Below are 16,365 nucleotides of genomic sequence, written 5' to 3' on the forward strand. Positions count from 1 at the left end.
ACATGGCCCCGCCCCCAATGGATTGCCCGCCGACGCAGGCGGCGTGGAGCCGTGGCGCGGGCGGGCGATGGACCAGGCGGACTGGGCCGGTGCGGAGACCGGACAGGTCAATCAGGGTTTCTGGCGCAACTCGGTCTCGGGCATTTCGATCTTGACTTCGAGCACGTCGAGATTGTCCTGGCGGTCCAGGTTGACCTTGATGTCGTCCGGATTGATCTGGATGTACTTGGAGATCACCTGCACCAGGTCCTTCTGCAGGTCGTTGAGAAAGTCCGGCTTGCCGGGATTGCGGTCGCTGCGCTCGTGCGCCAGGATGATTTGCAGCCGCTCCTTGGCGACCGAGGCGGTTTTCTTCTTGCCGCCGAACAGCATGTCGATCAGGGACATGGCGTCTTACCTCCCACCGAAGATGCGCTTGAAGAAGCCGCCCTTGGGGGCTTCGGTGAAGCGGATGGGCTTTTCCTCGCCCAGGAATCGCGAGACCACATCCATGTAGGCCTCGGCCACGTCCGAGCCCTTGATGTGCACGGCCGGCACACCCTGGTTGGAGGCCTGCAGCACCGATTCGGATTCCGGGATCACACCGATGAGCTTGATGCGCAGGATGTCCTGGATGTCATCGAGCGAGAGCATCTGGCCATCCTCGACGCGGCTGGGGTTGTAGCGTGTGATCAGCAGGTGTTCCTTGATCGGCTCCTTGCCCTCGATGGCGCGCTTGGTCTTGGAGCCGAGCATGCCCAGGATGCGGTCCGAGTCGCGCACCGAGGAGACCTCGGGATTGGTCACCACCAGTGCCTCGTCGGCGAACTTCATGGCCAGCAGCGCACCGCTTTCGATGCCGGCGGGCGAGTCGCAGATGATGAACTCGAAGCCCATGCCCGCCAGGTCGTTCAGGATCTTCTCGACGCCTTCTTCCGTCAGCGCGTCCTTGTCGCGGGTCTGCGAGGCCGCCAGGATGTAGAGGTTCTCGAGGTTCTTGTCCTTGATCAGCGCCTGGTTGAGGTTGGCCTCGCCCTGGATGACGTTGATCAGGTCGTAGACCACGCGGCGTTCGGCGCCCATCACCAGATCGAGGTTGCGCAGGCCGACGTCGAAGTCGATCACGGCCGTCTTGTGGCCGCGCATGGCCAGTCCCGATGAGAAGCTGGCACTGGTTGTGGTTTTGCCGACCCCGCCCTTACCCGAGGTCACGACGATGATTTTGGCCATTCAGTTCATCCTGTCAGAAATAAAAATCGGCGGGTCAATCAGCGGTTCAAAGGCTGTGAGCCGCATTTTGGCGTGTTGCATTGCAAATGCGGCATTTTGCCTGCTCGCGCGGGCGACTTCAATGCCGGCGCATGCGGCAACTGTGACAAAGATGGGTCCGGGTGCCAAACGTGGCGGTTTTTCCGGTCTTCAATGGCGCGCCAGCGGCTCGATCACCAGGCGCTCGCCGTCGAGACGTACCTGCGCGGGGCGGCTCGCCACTTCGGCGGGCAGATCGTTCTCGGCGGTGCGGTAGATGCCGGCCACCGAGATCAGCTGCGCTTCCAGGCAGGTGGTGAAGATGCGCGCGCGGGTGTTGCCGCGTGCGCCGGCGATGGCGCGGCCGCGCAGTGGTGCATAGACGTGCACATTGCCATCGGCAATGACCTCGGCGCCGAAGTTGACGGCGGCGAGCACCACGAGATCCGCGCCGCGTGCATAGACCTGCTGGCCTGAGCGCAACGGCCGGTCCACCAGCACGGTTTCGGCCGCTGGCGCCTCCCGCACCACTTCGACCTCGCGGATCACCTCGCGTATCTCGACGGTGGGCGCGGGCGCTGCCGCCGGAGTAGTGGTGTCGGCGTGCGCATGGCGGGTGGGCGCGGCGTCCGGCGCCAGCGAGAGGCCGGCGCGCCGCGCCGCCTCGATCTGCCGCGCATTGGCATTGCGGACGGCGGCCGGAATGGTCCTGAGGCCGCGCAGCACATCGATCAGCGCCGCAAAGTCCGGGCTTTCGTCCAGTTCGCGAATGGCGCCGAGGTCGAGAATGACCGAATCGTTGTCGAAGAAGTCGGGCTCTTCGGCAAAGCGCTCGCGCAGCGCCTCGCACAGCTCCCGGGTATGGGCCGTCTTCAGCAGCAGGGCCACCACGGGCAGCGAGGCGCTCTTGAGCTCGAACAGCGTGCGGGAATTCGCAGAAGGGGATGCTGGGGGATGCGCGGCCATGCTGGGTTGGAGATCGTTGCGGTCATTGCTCATGGAATCGAGCCGCCAAGTGTACCCGTTCGGCCATGCAAAGCATCTACGCGGGCGCAGATGCTTATGCCTGCGTATCGGCGGCCGATTGCAGCAGTGCCCGGGTGCGCTCGGCCTCGGCGCGGGCGGCCTGGGCGAAGTCGGCGCCGGCGCTGGCGTAGAGCACGGCACGCGAGGAGTTGATCACCACGCTGCCGGGCCCTGCGTAGCCCGCGCGCACGGTGGCCAGCGCATCGCCGCCCTGGGCGCCGACGCCCGGGATCAGCAGCGGCAGCGCCGGTGCCATGCGGCGTACTGCCGCGATCTCCTGTGGATAGGTGGCACCCACCACCAGGCCGAGCTGGCCGTTGGTGTTCCACGGTCCTTGCGCCAGTGCAGCGATGTGCTCGTAGAGCAGCGGCTCGCCGGCCACACTGGCCAGGCGCTGGGCCTGGAAGTCGTCGCCGCCCGGGTTGGAGGTGCGGCACAGCAGAAAAGCGCCCTTGCCAGGGTATTGCAGATAGGGTGCGACCGAGTCGAAGCCCATGAAGGGTGAGAGCGTGACGGCATCGGCACCGTAGCGTACGAAGGCCTCGCGGGCGTACTGCTCGGCGGTCGAGCCGATGTCGCCGCGCTTGGCGTCGAGGATCACCGGCACGGCCGGCGCGGCCTGGCGAATATGGGCGATCAGGCGTTCGAGCTGGCCCTCGGCGCCATGGGCGGCGAAATAGGCGATCTGTGGTTTGAAGGCGCAGACCAGATCGGTCGTGGCGTCGACGATGGCGGCGCAGAAGTCGAGGATGTGCTCGGGCCGGCCCTGCCAGTCGCCCGGCAGGCGGGCCGGATCGGGGTCCAGGCCCACGCACAGCATGGAGTCGTTGCGGATGGCCGCTTGCCGCAGCATGTCGATGAAAGTCATGGGGGGCGATTGTGGCATAGCCCGATTGCCGCGCCTCATAACCTGTTTGCGATCTTTTCGTGGGTCACGCAGGAGGTCGAAAATGCAGTGGGCAACGCAGCCCGGTGCGTTCTTGGCCTCCTGCTCTTCGGTTTGCCCCGGCAGGCGCGCGCTGGGGCAATGTGGCCTACGAAAAGAGCGTGAACAGGTTCTCAGTGACCGGCGTCTGCCGTGTTCTGCAGCCAGTCGGCCAGGCCGCTGGCGCGGAAGGTGCGCTGGCGCATCGCATGCTCCCAGATGCCGGCGGCCGGCGCCAGGTAGCTGAAGGCCGCGCGCGCGCGGGTCAGGCCCGTGTAGAGCAGTTCGCGCGAGAGTACCGGGCTGATGCGCCCTGGCAGCACCAGCAGCACGTGCTCGAACTCCGAGCCCTGGCTCTTGTGCACCGTCATCGCATAGGCGGTCTCGGCATGCTGCAGGCGGCTGACGGTGATCGAGCGCGGCTGGGCATGGCTTCCGGTATTGGCGTCCGGGCCGGCATGGCCGCCACCGGTGAAGTAGACGCGCAGGCTTTGCCGCTCCTGCGGGGCCGGCAGGGCGATGCCGATGTCGCCATTGAAGACCCCCAGCGCCGCGTCGTTGCGGGTGACCATCACCACGCGGCCGGCAAACCAGCCCTGCATGCGCACCGGCAGGCCATGCTGGCGCAGCGCCTGCATCACCAGCGCGTTCATGCCGGCCACGCCCCATTCGCCCTCGCGCGTGGCGCAGAGGATGCGAAAACGCTCCAGCGCCGCCAGCACGCGGCGCACCCAGGCAGCATGTTCGTCCAGCCAGGCGGGGGGGGCTTGCGGCGGCTGTGCCTGCGCCTGCACTGGTGTCTGCCCTCGCGCGTTGCCGGCCGGCCAGCGCGGCGCGGCCAGCAGGGCCTCGGCCAGTGGCTGGTAGCCTGGCGCCGGGCCATGGCCCTGCCAGGCCAGGCGCGCGGCCTCGGCCAGACCGGCGGGCTCCTTCCAGAACACGCCGTGCGCGGCTCCGTGGTTTTGCTGCAGCCCGGCCAGGATGCGGGCCATGGCCGCGCCATCCATGTGCTGCACGGCCTGCGCCAGCTGGCCGATGGCGCCGCCAAAGCGCCGGCTCTCGCGCAGCATCACCGTGCTCTGCGCCAGCGCCAGCGCGGCCGCGCCGGCGGGCTGGCACATGGCGGCCGGTGGCGGGTGGCCGCTGGCCTGTTGCAGGAACTGCGCGGTGGTGGCGCCATAGTGGCCCAGCTCGGCCTGGCCGCACAGGTCGCCGAGCACCGAGCCGGCCTCGACCGAGGCGAGCTGGTCCTTGTCGCCCAGTAGTACCAGATGGGCGTGGGGCGGCAGGGCGTCGAGCAGCGCGGCCATCATCTCCAGGTGCACCATCGAGGCTTCGTCGACGATCAGCCAGTCGAGTTCCAGCGGGTTGCCCGCGTGGTGGCGCAACTGGCGCGTGTCCGGGCGGCTGCCCAGCAGCGAGTGCAGGGTGCGGGCGGCGGGCAGCTGCTGCAGGGCTTGCAGCAGCGCCGGCTGCTCCTGTACACCGGGCGGCAGGCTTTGCAGCGCCTGCTGCAGCGATTCGGTCAGGCGTGCGGCGGCCTTGCCGGTGGGGGCGGCCAGGCGGATGCGCAGTTGCGCCGGGTCGTCGGCCAGCGCCAGTGCGGCGGTGATGAGGCGCGCGGCGGTGTAGGTCTTGCCGGTGCCGGGGCCACCGGTGATGATGCCCAGCCGGCTGTGCAGTGCGAGGGCGCAGGCGGCCTTCTGCCAGTTGATGGCGGCATCCGGCTGACTGGCGGTGGCGGGAAAGAGGCGCGCCAGCCACTCGGCGATGTCCGGCGCGGGAAAGGTGCTTTGCTGGCGGGCGCGCGCCAGCAAAGCCTGGGCGACGCGCTGTTCATACTGGTGGTAGCGGCGCAGGTAAAGCCGCAGCGTGCCGCCGCGCGGCTGCAGCACCAGCGGCGGGCAGTCTTTCTGCGCATCGGTGGCTGCTGTCGCTGCCGGTGGCGTCTGGTCGACGGAAAGGGCGGAGCGGAGTTCAACCAGCGGGCTGGCGGCCAGTGCGGCCTGCCAGCCCGCCGCATCCCGTGGCAGCCAGGTCTGCAACTGGGTCAGGGCCTGTTGGGCGGCGGGGTCGGCCGGCCAGTCCAGCCACTGCGGCAGCCGGCTGTGCAGATCCTGCAGCAGCAGGCAGCTGTGGCCCTTGCCCTCCATGTGGGCGAGCAGCGCGGCGGCCAGCAGCGGCACGGCACCACCGGTCGCATCGCGCTCGGCCAGCCACTGGGCAAAGGCCGCATCGAGGCGGCGCAACCAGCCGGCGTCGGCCCATTGCCAGAGCTGCGCCAGCAGGGCGGGCACCGCGGGCGTGGTGGCGCGGGTTTCGGGTGAATCGGGAAACAGCGGCAGAGTGTTCATCGTGGCTCCTGCGCGGCGTCAGAGGCATCCGAGGCATCCGGGGCCGGTTCCAGCCAGGCATCGAGCTGCGCCAGCATGGCGGCGGGCGCGGGCAGCTGGATCAGGCCGTGCCCCGCGTGGTCGATGCCGCGTACGAACCAGTAGAGCGCTCCGCCCAGGTGCCGGTCGGGCTCATAGCCGGGCAGGCGGCTTTTGAGCAGGCGGTGCAGGGCCAGCAGGTAGAGCATGGCCTGCAGGTCGTAGCGGTGATGCAGCACGGCCTGCTGCAGGGACGGCGCCGCATAGCTGGCAGCACCGTCGCCGAGCCGGTTGGATTTGTAGTCGAGCACCCAGTAACGGCCCTGGTGCTCGAACACCAGATCGGCAAACCCCATCAGCATGCCGTGCCAGCTGCGCTCGGAGATGCGCGGACGCGGATGCTCAGGCCAATAGTGGGTGCGGCAAAGCGCGTCGAGCGCACTGGCCTGCAGCATGCCGGTGGGCAGCCAGAACTCCATTTCGCTCAGGTGGCGGTGCAGTTGGCCCAGCCGTGGCGCGGTGGGAGCATCGCCGGACTGCGGCAGCATGGGGGTGGCCATGATGGCCTGCAGCCAGTCCAGCAGGGCCTGGGCCTGGGGGCCATAGCCGGCGAGTTCGGCCTGGCGCAGCAGGCGCTGCCGCTGGGTGTCGGACCATTCGGCCGGAAAGCCTTCGCGGCCCAGGCGTTCAAGCTGGTCATGCAGGAAGTTGCCCAGGCGCGGGCCGGCGGGCAGGGCGTGCCAGACGGTTCCCGCTGGTGCCGGGCTGGTTGCGGTGGGGCCTTCGGTGGCGAAGGGCTCATCGGCAGCGCCACGGGGCGGCGTCTGCCAGAGGTAGGCGTCTTCGATCGGCGTGGCGGCATCCGGCGCGTCGTCATCATCCGTGTCGATGGTATCGGGGCCATGCTGCGCCTCGTGCTGCAGGCTGCGCGTGAGGGTGCTGAAGCTGGCGATGGCGTAGCGCTGGTCGAAGCCGCCGGGGTAGGGGCCGCGATCGCGCAGGGCGGGTGGCGCGGCATCGTCTTGCCAGGCAATGGCGTCGGCTTCTGCCGGAGCCTGGGTGATGTGCACATCGGCGCAGCCCTGGCCCCATTGCTGCAGCGCGGCCCACCAGGCAGCGTCTTCCAGCGGGGTGTCGGCATTGCCGCTGAGCAGGTAGCCCAGCGCGCTGCGCTGCAGCCGGGTGGTCTTGCTGTTGCCGTGACGGTTGAGCGCAAAGCCCACCCACAGGGCATGGCGCGCGCGCGTCAGCGCCACGTAGAGCAGGCGCAGGTCTTCGCGCAGGCGCTCTTCGTCGTTGCCGGGCGGGGTGTCGGCGGCGTTGGCGGGTGCCGCTGCATCGGTCTCGGTGGCGGGTTCGTCCTGGCTGGCGCGAAAGCGCGAGGCAAAAGGCAGCATCACCACCGGGTACTCCAGTCCCTTGCTCTTGTGGATGGTGACGATCTGGATCAACTGGGCGTCGCTTTCGAGCCGGACCATCTGCTCCTCTGCATCGGTGCCGCTGGCGCCCTGCGTGGCCAGATGGATCTGCTGCACCAGCCAGCGGATCAGGGCCTGCTCGCCCTCAAGGGTGGTGCTGGCCTGCTGCAGCAGTTCGGCCAGGTGCAGCACGTTGGTGAGCTTGCGCTCGCCCTGGCCGTGGCCGGCCGCCAGCCAGCGCGCGGCCAGGTCGAGCCGGTGGATGGTCTGCCGCAACATGGGCAGCACGCCCTGGCGTTGCCAGATGGCGTTGAGCTGGCGCAGCGTCTCGAGCTGCTGCTCCAGCGCGGTCTCGTCGTCGACGCCGGCGCACAGCTCGGCCAGCGGCAGGTCCAGCAGCGCGGTGGCGTAGGCGGCGCGCGCCAGCGCCACATCCAGCGGGTGGGCGACGGCCTGCAGCCACAGCACCAGGCCCTGCGCCTCGGCACTGGCAAACACCGAGTCGCGCCCGGACAGGTAGACCGAGGCGAGGCCGCGCACGCGCAGCGCCTGCTGGATCAGCGCGGCTTCGTGGCGGTCGCGCACCAGTACGGCGATATGGCCTGGGCGCAGCGGCTGGGCCGGGCCGCCGGCGTCCCCGGTCAGCGGCTGGAAGCGCGCCGGCTGCCCCAGCCAGGCGACGACCTGCGCCGCGCAGTGCTGGGCGAACGCGGCATTGCCATCGGTGCCGCTCTGGCTGGCCGCCTGCGAGCAGACGGTGAGAGCTGGCAGCGGCTCGTCGGCCAGCAGCAGGGCTTCGTCCAGCCCTTTGGCGGTGACCGGTACGAAGGGCAGCGGGTTGTCACCCGGGCGGCGGTAGCGGAAGGCGCCGCTGCCGGGACGCTGCTCGCTGGGCAGGAAGACGTGGTTGACGGCCCGCACCACGGCATGGCTGGAGCGGAAATTGGTGGTCAGCGCGTAATGGCGGCCCTGCGTGGCGCGGCGCGCGGCCAGGTAGCTGTCGATATCGGCGCCGCGGAAGCGGTAGATGGACTGCTTGGGGTCGCCAATCAGCAGCAGCGCATGCGCGAGGTCGTCCACCTCGGGCTGGTAGATGCGGCCAAAGACGGTGTATTGGCCTGGCGAGGTGTCCTGGAACTCGTCGATCAAGGCCACCGGATATTGCTGCAGCAGGCGCTGGCGCAGCACTGGTCCGAGCGGACCGGCCAGGGCCTGCTGCACGCGCAGCAGCATGTCGGCAAAATCGAACACGCCCTGCTGGGTCTTGAGCTGGCGCCAGCGCTGCAGGGTGTGGGCAGCGGCATGCTGGCGGATGGCCTGGGTCATATCGGGCAGTTCGGCGAGGCCGCGCAGCAGTTGCTGGAAGGCCGCGATCTCGGGCGGCAGGACCAGCGGCGGCGCATCCGCCTTGCGCGCCTCCTGCAGGCCGGATGGGCTCAGCCGTTCGGGCGCCTTGGAGGTGAGCAGCTGGCTGGGCCATTGCTGCGGGTCGGCGGCCCAGTCGTGCAACTGGTTCAGCCACGTGGTGTAGTGTTTGGCGGACAGCCTGCGGCCGTCCCAGTGCGGGTGTTCGCTGCCCTGCTTGTCGGTCTGCGCGTCCAGCCATTGCTGCAGGGCCCCGGCGCGCTCTGCCCAGCCGCTGGCGAGCTGTTGCAGGGTTTGATCGCGCCGATTGATCGTGTCCTGCAGAACGTCCGCCAGTGTTTGTGAACCGGCATCAGGCGCGTCAAGCGTGGTGGGCGGCGTCTGGTAGGGGCCGAGCGTGAGCGCGCGGCTGGCAGCCAGCCAGGCGCCGGCATCGGGCCAGAGTGCCAGCACGGCATCCAGCGCCGCGCCCTCGAGTGGGTAGACGTGCTGGCGCCAATAATCCATGGCGGCCAGTTGCTGCAGGCTGCCGGTGCTGCCGTCCAGGTCTTCCTCGCCGAGCGTGCCGGTCAGGCTGGCATAGCCCAGCAGCACGCGCTGGCACCAGGCGTCGATGGTGTGGATGGCGGCTTCGTCCATCATCTCGGCGGCGGCTGCCAGCCGCCAGGCGGCCTGCTGGCGCACCGGGCCGCTTGGGTAATCTTCGCGCAGCGCTTGCAGGAAGGCGTCGGCCTGCTCGGTTTCGCCGCGGAAGTAGTCGGCTGCTTCGGCCAGGCGGGTGCGGATGCGAGCCGACAATTCCTGGGTCGCGGCCCGCGTGAAGGTCATGACCAGGATGTCGGGCGGTGCCAGTGGGCGCAGATGGGCCGTATGGGTCGCCTGCCCATGACCAAGCACCAGCCGCAGGTAGAGCGCGGCGATGGTCCAGGTCTTGCCGGTGCCGGCGCTGGCCTCGATCAGCCGGCTGCCGCGCAGCGGCAGCCTGAGTGGGTCGAGGACCGCAGGCTCGGTGTTGGCGGGGGAATGGTCGGTGGCGGAGCTTGGCAAGGGCGAGGCAACGGGCGGTATGCGGCTGGCGAAGAAGGACGCGAAGGCGCAAGCAGGGCGCCAAGGCACCGCGTCATCGTACTGCGAATGTGAGCCACTCGTGAGCCGCTCATCTACGCGATCTGGCCGCCGCGCCCGGCGTCAGCAGTTGTTGCGCGCCATTTCCTGGGCACGCTGGCGCTCGGTGGCGCGGGTGGCATCGTCCATGAAGACCGTCTCGCCCTTGGCGTTGACAGTGCTCAGGCGCCGGCCGGGTTCGAGCTGGGTGAGGCGGCGTTGCGCACTCTCGCAATTGGTCTTGCGGATGGCGGCGTTCTTGCGTTCGATCTCGGCGGCCTCGGCTGCGGCGGCCGCTGCCTCGGCCTTGGCTTGTTCGGCCTCTTGCAGTTGCTGCGGGTCCGGGGCAGGTGTCGGCACCGGCGCGCTTTCCGCCGCCTGCATCTGTGCCGGCGACGCATCGATGGCGGCGGCCTCGGCCGCATCATCGACCGGCACGGCAAACGAGGCGGGTGCTGCGCCGCCTGGCTGTTTGAGGATGCGGTTGGCGGGGACGGACGGGGACGGCGCCCGGTCGCTGTAGACCTTGTTGCCGTTGTCATCCAGCCATTGCCATTGGGCCATGGCCGCGCCGGAGAAGCTCAGGGCGATGGCGGCCAGCAGGAGGTGGAGCCTGGTGCGAGTCATGGTAACGAGGGGCGGGGGAGTTGGAATGTGTGAGGGAGTGTATCTTGCCGGCACCGGCCTGTGCGTGAATTTTCATGATTCGGGGCGCTGCCGGGCCCAGGCCGGGAAGGCGCGGAACGGGTACAATCCGTCTTTTGGAGCTTTCTCATGCGACTTCTTGGCAAAGCGCTCACCTTCGACGACGTTCTGCTGGTGCCGGCGTATTCGCAAATTCTGCCCAAGGACACTTCCCTGGGCACCCAGTTCTCCCGCAACATCCGCCTGAATCTGCCGCTCGTCTCCGCGGCCATGGATACCGTGACGGAGGCCCGCCTGGCGATTGCCATCGCCCAGGAAGGCGGCATTGGCATCATCCACAAGAACATGTCGGCCCAGGAGCAGGCTGCCCAGGTGCTCAAGGTCAAGCGGCATGAGTCGGGCGTGGTGCGCGATCCGGTGACGATCTCTCCGCAGGCCACCGTGCGCCATGTCATCGATCTCTCCGAGGAACTGGGCATCTCCGGCTTTCCGGTGGTCGAGGGCAAGACGGTCGTGGGCATCGTCACCGCTCGCGACCTGCGCTTCGAGAACCGCTTCGACCTGCCGGTGCGCGAGATCATGACGCCGCGCGAGCGCCTCATCACCGTTCCCGAGGGCGCCTCGCTGGAGCAGGCCAAGGCGCTGCTCAACAAGCACAAGATCGAACGCCTGCTGGTCATCAACGATGACTTCGAGTTGCGCGGGCTGATCACCGTCAAGGACATCACCAAGCAGACCACCTTCCCGAACGCCGCGCGTGACGACGATGGCCGCTTGCGTGTGGGCGCTGCGGTGGGCGTCGGCGCCGGCACCGAGGAACGGGTCGAGGCGCTGGTCAAGGCCGGTGTCGATGCCGTCATCGTCGATACGGCACATGGTCACAGCAAGGGCGTGCTCGAGCGCGTGCGCTGGGTCAAGCAGAACTATCCGCAGGTTGATGTGGTGGGCGGCAACATTGCCACCGGCGCGGCTGCGCTGGCGCTGGTCGAGGCGGGCGCGGACGCCGTCAAGGTCGGCATCGGCCCAGGCTCGATCTGTACCACCCGCGTGGTCGCCGGCGTTGGTGTGCCGCAGGTCACCGCCATCGACAACGTGGCGACGGCGCTGGCCGGCACCGGCGTGCCGCTGATCGGCGATGGCGGTGTGCGCTACAGCGGCGACATTGCCAAGGCCATCGCAGCCGGTGCGCACACCATCATGATGGGCAGCATCTTCGCCGGCACCGAAGAGGCGCCAGGCGAGATCGTGCTGTTCCAGGGCCGCAGCTACAAGAGCTACCGCGGCATGGGCTCGATCGGCGCGATGCAGCAAGGCAGCGCCGACCGCTACTTCCAGGAATCCTCCACCGGCAACCCTAATGCGGACAAGCTGGTGCCCGAGGGCATTGAGGGCCGCGTGCCCTACAAGGGTTCGCTGGTCTCCATCATCTACCAGATGGCCGGGGGCGTGCGGGCCGCGCTGGGCTACTGTGGCTGCGCCACCGTCGAGGAGATGCGCGAGAAGGCCGAGTTCGTGCAGATCACCTCGGCCGGTTTCCGCGAAAGCCATGTGCACGACGTGCAGATCACCAAGGAAGCGCCGAACTACCGCGCCAACTGAGGCGCTTTGGCCGCTTTCTCCGCAGCTTTTGCCGTCGGCATGACGATCACGCCCGCCCAGCAGACCCGCCACCGCCGATGCGCCTTCGGGCTGTTTGTGGCGGCGGCCCTGGTGTTCGCAAGTTCCTGGGGATTCCTGCTGTGGTCGCTGGGCGAGGGCGGGGGGCGGCACCTGCCCGCGGTGCTGTGGGTGCTGACGGTGAACCTGACCATCGTGATCCTCATCGTGGCATTCTGGCAGCTCAGAAAAGCCCGGCCGCCGGCCGACCTCCAGCATGACTGAGCTGTTGATGCAACAGATGCTGTCCAGCGGGCATCAAACCTTCGTTCATCTGCAGCACACTCTGCATCCACAGTACCGACAGCGCCAAGGGCGCTGCGCTTTTTTCCAAACCATCGCAGGCACGCCATGGCCCACCAGAAAATCCTGATTCTCGATTTCGGCTCCCAGGTCACCCAACTCATCGCCCGCCGCGTGCGCGAAGCCCATGTGTACTGCGAGGTGCACCCCTGTGACGTCAGCAGCGCATGGGTGCGCGCATTTGCCGCCGATGGTCAGCTCAAGGGCATCATCCTCTCGGGTAGCCACGCCAGCGTCTATGAAGTGGACGATCGTGCCCCCGATGCCGTGTTCGAACTGGGTGTCCCGGTGCTGGGCATCTGCTACGGCATGCAGACCATGGCCCAGCAACTGGGTGGCAAGGTCGAGGGCTCCAGCCACCGGGAGTTCGGTTACGCCGAGGTGCGTGCCCACGGCCATACCGCGCTGCTCCAAGGCATCGAGGACTTTGCCACCCCCGAAGGCTACGGCATGCTCAAGGTGTGGATGAGCCATGGCGACAAGGTGACCGAGCTGCCGCCGGGCTTCAAGCTGATGGCCAGCACGCCGACCTGCCCCATCGCCGGCATGGCCGACGAGGCCCGCCATTACTACGGCGTGCAGTTCCACCCCGAGGTTACGCACACGGCCCAGGGCAAGGCGCTGATCAACCGCTTCGTGCTCGATATCTGCGGCGCCCGCCCGGACTGGATCATGGGCGACTACATCGCCGAGGCTGTCGAGAAAATCCGCGCCCAGGTGGGTGATGAAGAGGTCATCCTGGGCCTCTCGGGTGGCGTGGATTCGTCGGTGGCCGCGGCGCTGATCCACCGCGCCATCGGCGATCAGCTCACCTGCGTGTTCGTGGACCATGGGCTCTTGCGCAAGGACGAGGGCAAGATGGTCATGGAGATGTTCGCCGGCAAGCTGCACGCCAACATCGTGCATGTGGATGCCAGCACGCAGTTCCTCGGCAAACTCAAGGGTGTGGCCGATCCGGAGCAAAAGCGCAAGATCATCGGCGGCGAGTTCGTCGAAGTCTTCAAGGCCGAGGCCGCCAAGCTCAAGGCCGGCGGCAAAGGGCACAAGGGCGCCACGTTTCTGGCGCAGGGCACCATCTACCCGGACGTGATCGAATCGGGCGGCGCCAAGAGCAAGAAGGCCGTCACCATCAAGAGCCACCACAACGTCGGTGGCCTGCCTGAACAACTCGGCCTGAAACTGCTGGAACCGCTGCGCGACCTGTTCAAGGACGAGGTGCGTGAACTGGGCGTGGCACTGGGCCTGCCGCCCGAGATGGTCTACCGCCACCCCTTCCCCGGCCCCGGCCTGGGGGTACGCATTCTCGGCGAAGTGAAAAAGGAATATGCCGACCTGCTGCGCGAGGCCGATGCCATCTTCATCGAGGAGCTGCGCAACTTCATCGACCCCGCCACCGGCAAGAGTTGGTACGACCTCACCAGCCAGGCGTTCACCGTTTTCCTGCCGGTCAAGAGCGTGGGTGTGATGGGCGATGGCCGCACCTACGATTACGTGGTGGCGCTGCGAGCCGTGCAGACCAGCGACTTCATGACTGCCGACTGGGCCGAGTTGCCCTATGCGCTGCTCAAGAGAGTTTCTGGTCGCATCATCAACGAGGTGCGAGGCATCAATCGTGTGACCTACGACGTGAGTTCCAAGCCGCCGGCGACGATCGAGTGGGAGTGAATTTGACGTGTTTCGAGGACTATCGCCTGCTATCGAAAAATTGACATAACGTATTGATTTTAAAGAAAATATGTCGCGTTGACTATCGGTGGCTATCGTCGGGTACTAAAAAAAATTGACGATAGAGCGGGCGGTAGAAATTGAGGCCGAATTAAGACACTTTCATTCACTATTCTGACTTTTACCGTCTTTGACGGTAAAAGCGAACTCGGGAAAGCTTGTTTTATGCGGCTTTCCGGGCATCAACAGGTCTCCTGGTCCATGACGGTAAAAGCCGTCGTAAAACTGGAGGAAAACCTTGATGCTAACCGACGCTGCACTGCGAAATCTGAAGCCTAAGTCCAAGATTTATAAGGCTTCTGACCGGGATGGAATGTACGTGACGGTATCGACCAGCGGTACCGTCACCTTCCGCTATGACTACCGGATCCATGGACGCCGGGAAACGCTGACCATCGGGCGCTACGGCCCTGGCGGTATTTCACTGGCGATGGCGCGCGAACTGCTCCTGGAAGCGCGCAAGGCTGTACAGGCGGGCAGATCGCCCGCGCTTGAGAAACAGCGCGAGAAACGCCGGGTGGACGAGATCCAGACCTTCGGCGGGGCGATGGAGGCCTGGTTCACCAATGCAAAGCTGGCCGACAGCACCCGCGCCATGCGCAAGCACATCATCGACCGGGACATCCTGCCGTTTTTCCGCAACCGCCTGCTGACTGAAATCGAGCCGCAAGACCTGCGGGCCTTGTGCAACAAGGTCAAGGAGCGTGGCGCGCCGGCCACTGCGGTCCAGATCCGGTACATCGTGAAGCAGGTCTACGTCTATGCCATCGCGCATGGCGAGAAGGTGATCAATCCGGCGGACAGCGTGGGTGCGGCCTCGATTGCCACCTTCGTACCGAAGGACCGGGCCTTGTCGCCGCTGGAAATTCGGCTGATGCTGCAGCAATTGGAAGAGATTGCGACCTATCCGACCATCCGGCTGGCGCTGCGCCTGATTTTGCTGACGCTGGTGCGCAAGAGCGAGCTGATCCAGGCGACCTGGGATGAGGTCAACTTCGAGCGCCGCACCTGGACGATTCCGAAGGAACGGATGAAGGGGCGCAATCCGCACGTGGTCTACCTGTCGAGTCAGGTACTCGACATCTTCGTCACGCTGCACGCGTGCGCGGGAGGTTCCCGGTTCGTTTTCCCGTCCCGGTACGACGCCAAGCGGGGCATGTCCAATGCGACCTTGAATCGGATCACGCAGCTTATCGTGCAGGCCGCGAAAGCCAAGGGATTGCCGTTGCAGCCGTTTACGGTCCATGACTTGCGCCGCACCGGTTCGACGCTGCTGAACGAAATCGGCTTTAACCGCGACTGGATCGAGAAGTGCCTGGCGCATGAGGACGGGCGTTCCTCGCGGTCGGTCTACAACAAGGCCGAGTATGCCGAGCAGCGGCGGCACATGCTGCAGCAGTGGGCCAACCTGGTCGAGGCTTGGGAAGGCGGGCAGACCTATGTGCCCAAGTTGCTGCCGAAGAACGTGTACGTGCCGGCGCTGGATGCGTTGGACTGACGGAAAGGGCGATCAGGTTGTCATTTGACAACCTGACTGGTCATCCCCATACTGGAGATCACCGATGGCCCGTCCTTCTCATCCGAAGAAAGAGGTCGAGGAAGCACTCAGGCATGCCGAAGGGCAAGGGTGGCGCGTCGAAGTCGGCGGCAGCCACGCCTGGGGGCGGATGTATTGCCCGAACAACGACGAGGAATGCCGCTGCGGCGAGTTCTGCATCACCAGCGTGTGGAGCACGCCGAAGAACCCAGGCAACCACGCCCGCGCCTTGCTGCGCGTGCACTACGCATCGCCAGCAACGAGAGGTTGACGGCGATGCCAAGGAGTAGCGCGATGGAATACACGTTTACCTTGAAGTACCAGCTTGCAGGAGACGACAGCGATATGGATGCGCTGGTCGAGCGCCTGGGTAAGGCCGGCTGCGATGATGCCCTGGTGGGTATTGGGCAGCCGGGGCGCCTGGCGCTGGAATTCACCCGTGAGGCGACAGATGCAGGTTCTGCTGTGCGCAGCGCGCTGGCGGATGTGCGCCGTGCTGTGCCGTCGGCTCGATTGATCGAGGCGGCGCCGGATCTGGTCGGACTGACCGATGTGGCGGAGATGATCGGCGTATCGCGGCAGAACATGCGCAAGCTGATGCTGGCTCATCCAGGCAGCTTTCCGGCGCCGGTGCATGAGGGAAGTGCGTCTCTTTGGCACCTGGTGGACGTGCTGGCCTGGCTGCAGGCCAAGGGTGGCTACGCGCTGGCGCAGGACGTGCTAGACGTAGCGGGGGTGGCCTTGCAGGTCAACTTGGCGAAGGAGGGGCGGCGGCTACCGCGTTCGGCGACCAAAGAGCTGGGCGCCTTGGTTGGATGATCCGTACGCCTGGTCAGTTGGTTGTCTTTGGCTGGCCAAGGACCGCGAATAGGGCTGGGACGCGTCATTGGAGGCCATCGGTTTGGTTTTCAAGCGAAAGACTCACTCTGAGTGGTCATTTCACTGTTTGGATAAACCGTAATCGGTTTTGTGCAGAAGTTCGCTTCATTAATCGTTTTTATGCGCCCGTAATTGAATTTACGCAGGCAGCTTGATTCTTCACGTGTTCATGTTCTTGAGTCG

At 66.6% G+C, this 16,365-nt stretch carries 13 protein-coding genes; 6 read left to right on the forward strand and 7 right to left on the reverse strand.

Going from position 1 to position 16,365, the window contains the following annotated elements:
* Positions 1 to 111 precede the first annotated feature (111 nt).
* From minE to EV687_RS15830, 7 genes are all read right to left on the reverse strand, one after another.
* On the reverse strand, positions 112 to 387 hold the full coding sequence (gene minE, locus EV687_RS15800) for a cell division topological specificity factor MinE (RefSeq protein ID WP_122229261.1): 276 nt from the start codon (positions 385 to 387) through the stop codon (positions 112 to 114).
* A 6-nt stretch (positions 388 to 393) separates the two neighbouring features.
* Positions 394 to 1,209 (reverse strand): septum site-determining protein MinD, encoded by an 816-nt coding sequence (minD, locus tag EV687_RS15805; protein WP_122229259.1) that lies wholly within the window; start codon positions 1,207 to 1,209, stop codon positions 394 to 396.
* A gap of 189 nt (positions 1,210 to 1,398) precedes the next feature.
* Complete coding sequence (minC, locus tag EV687_RS15810) at positions 1,399 to 2,193, reverse strand: septum site-determining protein MinC (protein ID WP_122229858.1); 795 nt, start codon at positions 2,191 to 2,193, stop codon at positions 1,399 to 1,401.
* Between the two features lie 94 nt (positions 2,194 to 2,287).
* Positions 2,288 to 3,121, reverse strand: a complete 834-nt coding sequence (pyrF, locus tag EV687_RS15815) for an orotidine-5'-phosphate decarboxylase (protein ID WP_122229257.1) — start codon at positions 3,119 to 3,121, stop codon at positions 2,288 to 2,290.
* 191 nt (positions 3,122 to 3,312) lie between these two features.
* Positions 3,313 to 5,532, reverse strand: a complete 2,220-nt coding sequence (gene recD, locus EV687_RS15820) for an exodeoxyribonuclease V subunit alpha (RefSeq protein WP_122229255.1) — start codon at positions 5,530 to 5,532, stop codon at positions 3,313 to 3,315.
* Positions 5,529 to 9,380: an exodeoxyribonuclease V subunit beta gene (gene recB / locus EV687_RS15825; protein WP_162846604.1), complete on the reverse strand. Its 3,852-nt coding sequence runs from the start codon at positions 9,378 to 9,380 to the stop codon at positions 5,529 to 5,531. Before recB ends, recD begins: the two co-directional genes overlap by 4 nt.
* A gap of 141 nt (positions 9,381 to 9,521) precedes the next feature.
* Positions 9,522 to 10,064, reverse strand: coding sequence for a DUF4124 domain-containing protein (locus EV687_RS15830; RefSeq protein WP_122229251.1), 543 nt, complete (start codon positions 10,062 to 10,064; stop codon positions 9,522 to 9,524).
* 147 nt (positions 10,065 to 10,211) lie between these two features.
* Between EV687_RS15830 and guaB the strand changes: the two genes are divergently transcribed.
* The 6 genes from guaB (at position 10,212) to EV687_RS15865 (ending at position 16,122) form a co-directional block, all read left to right on the forward strand.
* A complete protein-coding gene (gene guaB / locus EV687_RS15835; protein WP_122229249.1) occupies positions 10,212 to 11,681 on the forward strand; it encodes an IMP dehydrogenase in 1,470 nt (489 codons plus the stop codon).
* Positions 11,682 to 11,720: 39 nt separating this feature from the next.
* A complete protein-coding gene (locus tag EV687_RS15840) occupies positions 11,721 to 11,963 on the forward strand; it encodes a hypothetical protein (RefSeq protein ID WP_130466541.1) in 243 nt (80 codons plus the stop codon).
* A 126-nt stretch (positions 11,964 to 12,089) separates the two neighbouring features.
* Positions 12,090 to 13,706, forward strand: a complete 1,617-nt coding sequence (gene guaA / locus EV687_RS15845) for a glutamine-hydrolyzing GMP synthase (protein WP_122229245.1) — start codon at positions 12,090 to 12,092, stop codon at positions 13,704 to 13,706.
* Between the two features lie 301 nt (positions 13,707 to 14,007).
* The gene (locus tag EV687_RS15855) at positions 14,008 to 15,264 is read left to right on the forward strand and encodes a tyrosine-type recombinase/integrase (RefSeq protein ID WP_122229243.1); all 1,257 of its coding nucleotides are present in this window, start codon (positions 14,008 to 14,010) and stop codon (positions 15,262 to 15,264) included.
* 64 nt (positions 15,265 to 15,328) lie between these two features.
* Positions 15,329 to 15,574 (forward strand): hypothetical protein, encoded by a 246-nt coding sequence (locus EV687_RS15860; protein ID WP_425321162.1) that lies wholly within the window; start codon positions 15,329 to 15,331, stop codon positions 15,572 to 15,574.
* A gap of 23 nt (positions 15,575 to 15,597) precedes the next feature.
* Positions 15,598 to 16,122 (forward strand): helix-turn-helix transcriptional regulator, encoded by a 525-nt coding sequence (locus EV687_RS15865; RefSeq protein ID WP_122229241.1) that lies wholly within the window; start codon positions 15,598 to 15,600, stop codon positions 16,120 to 16,122.
* Positions 16,123 to 16,365: the final 243 nt, after the last annotated feature.

Origin of the sequence: Corticibacter populi (assembly GCF_004217315.1) — a bacterium.
Taxonomy (GTDB): Bacteria; Pseudomonadota; Gammaproteobacteria; order Burkholderiales; family Burkholderiaceae_C; genus Lampropedia; species Lampropedia populi.